Origin of the sequence: Mesorhizobium sp. M2A.F.Ca.ET.067.02.1.1 (assembly GCF_004023285.1) — a bacterium.
In the GTDB taxonomy this organism is placed as follows: domain Bacteria; phylum Pseudomonadota; class Alphaproteobacteria; order Rhizobiales; family Rhizobiaceae; genus Mesorhizobium.
Window position 1 is genome coordinate 1 of sequence record NZ_RZSB01000183.1, and the last position, 8,931, is coordinate 8,931.

General features: G+C 63.8%; 11 protein-coding genes and 1 other RNA gene. 4 read left to right on the top strand and 8 right to left on the bottom strand.

What is annotated here, in order from left to right:
* The 6 genes from EOA28_RS14900 to ffs all read right to left on the bottom strand — a co-directional run.
* Positions 1–858 (bottom strand): lytic murein transglycosylase (locus tag EOA28_RS14900; protein WP_348633431.1); only part of this gene is annotated, 858 nt, incomplete at its 3' end.
* Positions 859–937: 79 nt separating this feature from the next.
* Positions 938–1,543: a recombination mediator RecR gene (recR, locus tag EOA28_RS14905; RefSeq protein WP_042639939.1), complete on the bottom strand. Its 606-nt coding sequence runs from the start codon at positions 1,541–1,543 to the stop codon at positions 938–940.
* Between the two features lie 99 nt (positions 1,544–1,642).
* Positions 1,643–2,629 (bottom strand): cell wall hydrolase, encoded by a 987-nt coding sequence (locus EOA28_RS14910; RefSeq protein ID WP_126062881.1) that lies wholly within the window; start codon positions 2,627–2,629, stop codon positions 1,643–1,645.
* Between the two features lie 218 nt (positions 2,630–2,847).
* Entirely contained in the window at positions 2,848–3,171 is a 324-nt protein-coding gene (locus tag EOA28_RS14915; protein WP_112127993.1) for a YbaB/EbfC family nucleoid-associated protein, read from the bottom strand.
* Between the two features lie 22 nt (positions 3,172–3,193).
* Positions 3,194–5,011 carry a DNA polymerase III subunit gamma/tau gene (locus tag EOA28_RS14920; RefSeq protein WP_127249662.1) on the bottom strand — a complete coding sequence of 606 codons (1,818 nt, stop codon included), beginning with the start codon at positions 5,009–5,011 and terminating at the stop codon, positions 3,194–3,196.
* A 106-nt stretch (positions 5,012–5,117) separates the two neighbouring features.
* Positions 5,118–5,214: signal recognition particle sRNA small type (ffs, locus tag EOA28_RS14925), an RNA gene on the bottom strand.
* Positions 5,215–5,395: 181 nt separating this feature from the next.
* Here ffs and EOA28_RS14930 point away from each other — a divergent pair.
* The 4 genes from EOA28_RS14930 to EOA28_RS14945 all read left to right on the top strand — a co-directional run bounded on the left by EOA28_RS14930 (position 5,396) and on the right by EOA28_RS14945 (position 7,514).
* Positions 5,396–5,815, top strand: coding sequence for an HIT family protein (locus EOA28_RS14930; protein ID WP_112127995.1), 420 nt, complete (start codon positions 5,396–5,398; stop codon positions 5,813–5,815).
* A 34-nt stretch (positions 5,816–5,849) separates the two neighbouring features.
* The gene (gene nudC / locus EOA28_RS14935; protein ID WP_127249663.1) at positions 5,850–6,791 is read left to right on the top strand and encodes an NAD(+) diphosphatase; all 942 of its coding nucleotides are present in this window, start codon (positions 5,850–5,852) and stop codon (positions 6,789–6,791) included.
* Between the two features lie 10 nt (positions 6,792–6,801).
* On the top strand, positions 6,802–7,107 hold the full coding sequence (locus EOA28_RS14940) for a Dabb family protein (protein ID WP_126079445.1): 306 nt from the start codon (positions 6,802–6,804) through the stop codon (positions 7,105–7,107).
* Positions 7,108–7,262: 155 nt separating this feature from the next.
* A complete protein-coding gene (locus tag EOA28_RS14945) occupies positions 7,263–7,514 on the top strand; it encodes a type II toxin-antitoxin system Phd/YefM family antitoxin (RefSeq protein WP_127249664.1) in 252 nt (83 codons plus the stop codon).
* A 24-nt stretch (positions 7,515–7,538) separates the two neighbouring features.
* Here the strand turns inward: EOA28_RS14945 and EOA28_RS14950 are convergent, their stop codons facing one another.
* Positions 7,539–8,402, bottom strand: a complete 864-nt coding sequence (locus EOA28_RS14950; protein WP_128315004.1) for a prephenate dehydratase — start codon at positions 8,400–8,402, stop codon at positions 7,539–7,541.
* A gap of 10 nt (positions 8,403–8,412) precedes the next feature.
* The coding region (locus EOA28_RS14955; protein ID WP_128315005.1) for a 3-deoxy-manno-octulosonate cytidylyltransferase at positions 8,413–8,931 on the bottom strand (519 nt) is incomplete at its 5' end.

Consider the following 8,931-nt stretch of genomic DNA (forward strand, 5'->3'; position numbering starts at 1 on the left):
GAAGTCGGATATCTTCTTGCCCTGATCGGGTCCTTCGAGCGCACAGGAAACGCTTGCCGGCACGGTCACCTCGACGCCCCAGCCGCGCCCCCTCACCCAGCCATAGTGGACGAGGTAGTTGGCGATCGAGGCGAGCACGTCGGGCGTCGAATTCCAGATGTCGGGCCGGCCATCGCCGTCGAAGTCGACGGCGTGCTTGAGGAAAGAGGTCGGCATGAATTGCGGCTGGCCGAGCGCGCCGGCCCAGGACGACTTCATCGCATTGACCGGCGCCAGCCCGCGCTCGACGATGTCGAGCGCCGCCAGCACCTCGGTGCGGAAGAAGTCTTTCTTGGTCGACATGAAGGCCTTGGTGCCCAGCACCTCGAATGCATCGTAGGGCATCTTGGCCGCGCCGAAGCCGGTCTCGCGGCCCCAGATCGCCAGAACGATCTCGCCCGGCACGCCATAGCGCTTCTCGATCAGCCCGAGCACTCTCGAATTGGCGCTCTCGCGCGCCCGCCCGCCCGTGGTGACGGCGCGGATGATCTTCTCGGCGAAATAGTTGGCTGGCGGGCCGAACTCGGCCTGATGCTGCTTCTCAGGTGTCGTGGGCTTTTCGCCGGGCAGGACGAGATCTGGCAGCTTGAGGTTCGGCTTCACGCCGAGGAAGGCCTCGTCGAAGGTCTTTTTCGAGATGCCTTTGGATTTGGCTTCGGGCCAGAGATCGGTTTGAAGCCAGGCCTGGAACTGGTCGTCGATGGAGGCGGCGTGGGTGGGAGTGGTGAGAATGAGGCTGAATATTGCCAGCAGAAGAAATGCGAGGCTGTATTTGGAAAAGCCTCGTTCTGTCGCCCCCCTCTCTGTCCTGCCGGACAGTCCGGCAGGACAGAGAGGGGGGCCTGGCGCCAACTTCGAAGGATTTATTCCAGTCATTCCCCGCCCCCTCCGCAGTCCCTCAAAACGCCGTCCTTGACCTCAGCGCCGCGGCCAGCGTGCCTTCGTCGAGATAATCCAGCTCGCCGCCGACCGGCACGCCATGCGCCAGCCGCGTCACCTTCACATCGAAGCCGGACAGCTGATCGGTCAAGTAGTGCGCGGTCGTCTGCCCCTCGACGGTGGCGTTGACTGCGAGGATGACTTCCTTCACCTCGCCGCCGGCGATGCGGTCAACCAGGGAGCGGATGTTGAGCTGGTCGGGACCGATGCCGTCGAGCGGCGACAGCGTGCCGCCGAGCACGTGGTAGCGCACGTTCATGGCGGCCGCGCGCTCCAGCGCCCAGAGGTCGGAGACATCCTCGACGACGATCAGCGTGCCAGCGTCGCGGCGTGGATCGGTGCAGATCATGCACGGGTCGGAGGTGTCGACATTGCCGCAGGTCGAGCAGATGCGCACCTTGTCGACCGCCTCGCCCATGGCGGCGGCCAAAGGCTCGAGCAGCTGCTCCTTCTTCTTGATGAGATGGAGCGCGGCGCGCCTGGCCGAGCGCGGCCCAAGCCCCGGCACCTTGGCCAGGAGCTGGATCAGGCGTTCGATTTCCGGACCGGCGATTCTCTTCGACATCGCCCTGATCTAGGATTTTTCCGAGCGGTTTGGAACAGCCGCAACGACACAGGGCCCGCCATGCTGCCATGACGGGCCCTGCGTCGGATGCAATCGGGTTCAGTTGGTTTCGAGCGGCCGGTCCTGGCTGACGATCATCGCGCCGATCGCGTCGGTGTTCTCAGGCGTCGACTGGAAGCCCATCGACGCTTCCTGCGTCGCTTTGGGCACCGAGGTGATGTAGCGGCCCTTGAGCGTGCCGCCAAAACGCGAGGCGTCCGGCTCGGCCATCGGCTCCTGCATAGCCACGACCGTCGGCTTCTGCGCGAGGCGGCCGGATTTCTGCGACGGCGCAGCAGCGGCCGTCACATAGGTCTGTTCGGCCGGAACGATTGCCGCCTTGGCCGGAAGCGTCGGTTCGGCAGCGTTCATCGCGGCCTGCTTGGCCGGATCTTGCCGCACGATCGTCTTGACCACCGGCTCGGCGGAAGCCACCAGCACGGGCGCGGTTGGGTCGATTTTCTGCTGCTTGCCGGAGGCCATGGCGACCATCGGCTCGTCCGGAAGCGGCTGCCAGTTGCGGCCGCGCTTCTCATAGAAGGCGTTGCCGCCGGCCACCATCGTGTAATGCATGTTGTTATAGGGGAAACGCAGGCCGGCGGTGTGGAAATACATCGTGTTCTTGAGCTTGGCCTTGCGCTCGCCTCTCAGCACCGCGTCGGCGGCTTCCTCGACATCGGGCAGCGCCCTGGAATTCATCGGCCGCGTCAGAACGCCCGGCGCGAACTGGCCTTTCTCGCCGACGACCTCGCAGATGGTGTTGCCATGCTGGCCCGAACGCAAACGGTTCATCACGACCGTGCCGACGGCGATCATGCCGTCGCGGCTCGACCGGTTGGACTCGAAGAACATCGCCCTTTGCAGGCATTCCTTGTCCTTCAGCGAGTGGCTGGAGGAACGCGTGAGGAAGCTCGGCGTCAGCGCGTCGGTCAGTCCCGACACCGACATGCCATGGGAGGAAGTGGTCTGGCTGCAGCCGGCCAGGAGCAAGGGGGAAGTGACGATGCCGATAAGCAGCAGCGGCGTCTTCCATCGCGTCGCGATCACCAAAAAAGCCTCATGTCCAAGATGCCAGCCCGCCCCGAGATGTGGCAAGAATGAGACTCTTTCAGGCAAAAAGATGGCTAGATGGTTAGCGACTTCTGGACTTGGGTAAAACTTTATGAAAGCCGCGAAATGAGCCCGTGAGCATTGCCGGCAAAATGGTTAATATTGCCGTCCGGGCTCGATTTCCGTTCATAATCAATTGACTGGCGGAGGCCGCCTCAGAACGGCAATTTCATTCCGGGCGGAATCGGCAGGCCCGCCGTCAACGCCTTGGTTTTCTCCTGCATGACCTGCTCGACCTTACTTTTGGCGTCATTGTGGGCGGCCAGGATGAGGTCCTCGAGGATCTCGGCTTCGTCCGCCTTGATCAGCGACGGATCGATCTTCAACGCCTTCATCTCGAACTTGCCGGTGAGCGTGATGCTGACGAGGCCGCCGCCGGCCTGGCCGGTGGCTTCAAGCGTGGCGATCTCGTCCTGCATGGCCTGGAACTTGGCCTGCATTTCCTTCGCCTTGCCCATCAGGCCGAGAAGATCTTTCATCGGATGGTCCTCTAAGATTGTTTCAGATTTCGTCGTCGTCGGACGCGGGCTCGACCGGAACTTCGGCTTCGGCCTCTTCCACGTCCGGCACATCCGGAATGCGCACGTCGATGATCTTGGCGCCCGGGAAGCGAGCGAGGATGGCCGCGACAGTCGGATCCGCCTTGGCGTCGGAGAAGGCGTTCTCGCGCTTGGTCGTCTCCATCTCGGCCAGTGTCTGGCCGCCCTCTTCCTTCGACAGCGACACCAGCCAGTTGCGGCCGGTCCAGGCGCGCAGCTTGGACGTCAAGTCGTTGAGCAGCATCTTCGGCGCGTCGTCGGTCAGGGTGACGTCGAGACGGCCGGGCTCGATGCGCACCGGCCGAACGCAGCGTTTCAGCAGCACCTTGAAGGCGATGTCGCGATTGGCGTCGGCGAGCGCGACGATGTCGGCCAGCGATTTGACCGGAACGACAGGCGCTTCGGCGACCGGCGCCGGTTGCGGAACGTAGGCCTCCGGCACAGGCTGCGCATCGACCAGCCGCATCGTCTGAGCGCCGCCATTTGAACTGGGCATCCGCGCCTGCGCCACGGCACTGGCGCCGCCGCCATTGCCCGGATTGGCCGGTGCGCCATTGGCGCGCGGCGCGCCGTTCGGCAGCGGGCCTGCGCCTTCCAGCGATTTCAGCGCCTCGTCCAGCGTCGGCAGGTCGGCGGCATGCGCCAGCCTGATCAGCACCATCTCGCCGGCGCTGACCGGCCGGTTGGAGGACTGCACCTCGGGAATGCCCTTGAGCAGCATCTGCCAGGTCCGCGACAGCACGCGCACTGACAATGTGCCTGCGAATTCGGCGCCGCGTCGGCGCTCGTCCTCGGAAAGCGACGCGTCGTCGGCCGCGGCCGGCACGAAGCGCAGGCGGGTGACGAGGTGGTTGAACTCGGCAAGATCGGTGAGCACGGCGGCCGGATCGGCGCCGGTGTCGTATTGCGCACGGAACTCGGCAAGCGCCGCCGCCACCTCGCCTTTCATGACATATTCGAACAGGTCGATGATGCGGGCGCGGTCGGCGAGGCCGAGCATGGCGCGCACCGCATCGGCGCTGACGGTGCCGCTGCCATGGGCGATCGCCTGGTCAAGGATGGAGAGCGAATCGCGCGCCGAGCCCTCGGCGGCCCGCGCGATCATCGCGAGCGCCTCGTCGTCGACGGAAATGCCTTCCTTGGCGGCGATCGAGGACAGATGCCCGACCAGCGCGCCGGCATCGATGCGCCTCAGGTCGAAGCGCTGGCAGCGCGATAGGACCGTGATCGGCACCTTGCGGATCTCGGTGGTGGCGAAGATGAATTTGACGTGCGGCGGCGGCTCTTCCAGCGTCTTCAGCAGGCCGTTGAAGGCCTGGGTGGAGAGCATGTGCACTTCGTCGATGATGTAGACCTTGTAGCGGGCCGAGACCGGCGCATAGCGCACCCGGTCGATGATGTCCCTGATGTCGTCGATGCCGGTGTGCGAGGCGGCGTCCATCTCGATGACGTCGACATGGCGGCCTTCCATGATCGCCTGGCAATGCTCGCCGGGGATCGAAAGGTCGACGGAGGGCTGGTCGACGGCCGCGGTCTTGTAGTTGAGGGCCCGCGCGAGGATGCGCGCTGTCGTCGTCTTGCCGACGCCGCGCACGCCCGTCAGCATCCAGGCCTGGGCGATGCGGCCGGTGGCAAAGGCATTGGTCAGCGTGCGGACCATCGGCTCCTGGCCGATCAGCTCGGAGAAATTCGAGGGACGATATTTACGCGCCAGGACGCGATAGGCGCCGGCCTTGCCGGTCTCCAGGCTTTCCGTCCCCAAGTTTCCGGCTTCGCTCATTCGCCGTCAAAAGCTCCCAGGACCGCGACGGAAGGCGGCCGATTCCTGCGCATAGTCTCGCCCGCACGGCTTGGCGCCGTCAATGTCGCGGGAGAAAGGCGAAGAGGTGGGAGGCTGGAACAATGACCCGTTCCGGGCTCGTTAGGGCTGCTTCCTTCCGGACCTGACCCGGTTGGCGAGTGGATCGTCCACCACCAACCTCCCGCGCTCCATATCGGCAATTCAGCGGCGAAATGCAAGGGCAGAGCCGGAGCCTGCGGCCATATGGAGACCGGAAAGTCCTTCAAATCGCCAAGAGCGGTCAATGAATCGCTTGCAGCCACCTTGCCGCCGCTCTAGCGTTCGTTGGTTTGAAGAATGATACAAGAAACAAAGGAAACGCCAATGCTGCCTGGCCTCAAGGCCGGTTTCACGCTGGACGCCCGTCTGGAGGCGGACAGCGAGCAGCTTATGTGGCTTGGCCTTTGCGAACTCCGATTGATGAATGATCGCCGCTGGCCGTGGCTAGTGCTGGTGCCGCAGCGTCCGGGCATCGAGGAGTTGCACGAGATGACGCCGCTCGACCAGGCGATGCTGACCTTCGAGACCAATATGGTGGCGCAGGCGCTGAAGCGGGTGACCGGCTGCACCAAGATAAACACCGGCGCTCTGGGCAACATCGTGCGCCAGCTGCATGTCCATGTCGTCGCCCGCTCCGAGGGCGACCCCGGCTGGCCGGGTCCGGTCTGGGGGCACGGCATACGCGAACCCTATCAGCGCTCCGATATCAGGCGGTTTGCCGAAACGATCAAGGCGGCGTTATAAGCTGACCAGTGTCCACCAGCATACCTGAGTCCCCATGAGCTTCCGCCTGTTTGACGCGCCTTTGCGCGAGCCGAGCCAGTTTGTCGGGTTCGCCGGCAACCGGATCGACCGGCAGTCCGAGAACCGCGCCGACGACGCGGTCGAAAAGGCGCTGGCCGACCAGACCACGCGGCTGATGCTGATGCATGCCGGCCGGCTTTACCTCAAACTCGATGACGGCAAATTCGACCCCTGGTTCAACGTGGCCGAGAGCGAGACCTTCGATGTCTCGCTCGACCGTGGCGTGCTGCTCGGCTTCTCAGAGGAAGGCCCGGTGCTGGCCGTGCCGGCGGGCGTCGAGCCGGAAATTCTCCCCGAGACGGTCAAGGCGATCGACTATCGTTCCGTCTATATGCAAGGGCTGATCAACGAGGCGGCGGCCGGCGCGCTGGCGCAAGGGGCGGCGCTGCTCGCTTGGCACGCCAGCCACGCCTTCTGCTCGAAATGCGGGAACCGCTCGGAGATGCGCGCCGGCGGCTACAGGCGCCACTGTCCGGCCTGCGGCACCGACCATTTCCCGCGCACCGACCCGGTGGCGATCATGCTGACGGCAACGCGCGAGAAATGCCTGCTGGGGCGCGGCCGGCATTTCGCCCCGGGCATGTATTCGGCGCTTGCCGGCTTCATTGAGCCGGGCGAGACGATCGAGGCGGCGGTGCGGCGCGAGACGCTGGAAGAGGCCGGCATCCGGCTCGGCCGCGTCGTCTACCATGCCAGCCAGCCCTGGCCGTTCCCCTATTCGCTGATGATCGGCTGCTTCGGCGAGCCGCTCAACGAGGATATCCAGGCTGACCTCAACGAGCTGGAGGATTGCCGCTGGTTCTTCCGAGTTGAGGTGCGCACGATGCTGGACAGGACGCATGCCGACGGCTTGATTACGCCGCCGAAAGGGGCGATCGCCCATCACCTCATCCGCGCCTGGGTCGACAGCGAATAGGAGCGCAAGAATGATCCGTCATACCGTGGTGTTCACCTTGAAGCACGAGCCGCATTCGCTGGAGACAAAGCGCTTCCTGCACGACGCGAAGAAAATCCTTACCGGGATCAAGGGCGTCACGCATTTCGAGCAGCTGCGGCAGGTGAGCCCGAAGAACGACTATCAGTTCGGCTTCTCGATGGAGTTCGCCGACCAGGCGGCCTACACGCGCTACAACGAGCACCCCGACCACGTCGCGTTCGTGCGCGATCGCTGGGTGCCGGAGGTCGAGAAGTTCTTGGAGATCGACTACGTGCCGTTGGGCGCGGTGATCTAAGCGCAAGTCGTTGTAAAACAGGTTGAGCCGCCAGGCACACTCCTACAGGGCGGCACAACCAATCACTTGATATGGCTGGTCATCCATTCGCTCAATCTTGCAATTCCTGCAAGCGGATCAGATGTGGTTACGCAATCTCGTTTTGCGAAAGTGATATGATCACTACGCTTTCATGCCGTGAACTCAAACAGGATCTTGGCCGCGCAAAACGCGCTGCCAAGGACGGCCCTGTGATCATCACCGACAGTGGGCGGCCAGTGCATGTCCTCATGTCGTTCGATGAATATAAACGGCTCACCGGCAAAACGCGGTCGCTCGGTGACATGCTGGCTATGCCGGAGGTGGGTGACCTTGATTTGCCGCTGCCGCCCCGCACGGAACACGCCCTACCAGTAGACTTGTCCTGATGCTGTAGCTCGATATTCGTGGCCCTAATCAGCCACCTTCCACTGCTCGCGCGAGGCGCTCGCCGGATAGACGCCGAGGATGCGCATCTCGCGCGAGAAGAAGCTCAGCTCGTCAAGCGCCAGCTTGACCAGCGGATCGTTCGGGTGGCCTTCGATGTCGGCGTAGAACAGCGTCGCGGTGAAGGCCCCTAACTGGTAGCTCTCGAGCTTGGTCATGTTGATGCCGTTGGTGGCGAAGCCGCCCATGGCCTTGTAGAGCGCGGCAGGCACGTTGCGGACGCGGAAGATGAAGGTCGTCATCATCTTGGCGTCCGGCGTGGGCCGCTCCACCCATTGCTTGTTCTTGGTCAAGACGACGAAGCGGGTGACGTTGGAGTCGGTGTCCTCGACATTCTTCTCGATGATGTCGAGCCCATAAAGCTCTGCGGCAAGAGCCGGCGCCAGCGAGGCCATGGTGCGGTCCTTGACCTCCGACACCATCTTCGCCGAACCCGCCGTGTCACCGGCGATCACCGGCTTCCAGCCGTTCTTGCGGATATATTTGCGGCACTGTCCCAACGCGTGGATGTGGCTGTGCACGGTCTTGATCTCTTCGCGCTTCACTCCCGGCAGCACCATCAGCTGGAAGTGGATCGGCAGGAAATATTCGCCGACGATGTGCAGCTTCGATTCCGGCAACAGGTGATGAATGTCGGCGACGCGGCCGGCGATCGTGTTCTCGATCGGGATCATGGCGAGCTCGGCCTTGCCGGTCTCGACCGCATTGAAAGCATCCTCGAAGGTCGGGCAGGGCAAAGGGTCCATGGTGGGGAACATGTTGCGGCACGCCGTGTCGGAATTGGCGCCGGGTTCGCCCTGGAAGGATATTCTGTTGGTCTTTGCGGTCATGCGGATGGTCTCAGCTTGAAAGGATCTGCCTGGCGCGTTCCAGGTCGTGCGGCGTGTCGACGCCAAGCGGCAGCGACTGAACGATCTCGGCGTCGATGCGCATGCCGGCTTCCAGCGCCCGCAATTGCTCCAGCCGCTCGCGGCGCTCCAGCGGCGAGGGCTTGAGCGCCACGAAGCGTTCGAGCGCTGCACGGCGATAGGCGTAGAGGCCGATGTGATGGTAGAGCGGCCCCTCGCCCCAGGGCGCGGTGGCGCGGGTGAAATAAAGCGCTTTCAGCCGTGTCGCGGATCGCGGCGAGCCGACGATCTTGACGACATTCGGGTTGGTCTTCTCCTCGTCGCGCACGATCTCGACGCCGAGCGTGGCGATGTCGACCGATCTGTCCTCAAACGGCCGCAGCGACGCGCCGATGATCTCGGGATCGATGGTCGGCAGGTCGCCCTGCACGTTGACGATCGTTTCCACTTGCTTTTCAGGGTCGACGGCGGTCAGCGCCTCGAAGATGCGGTCCGAGCCCGATTCGTGACC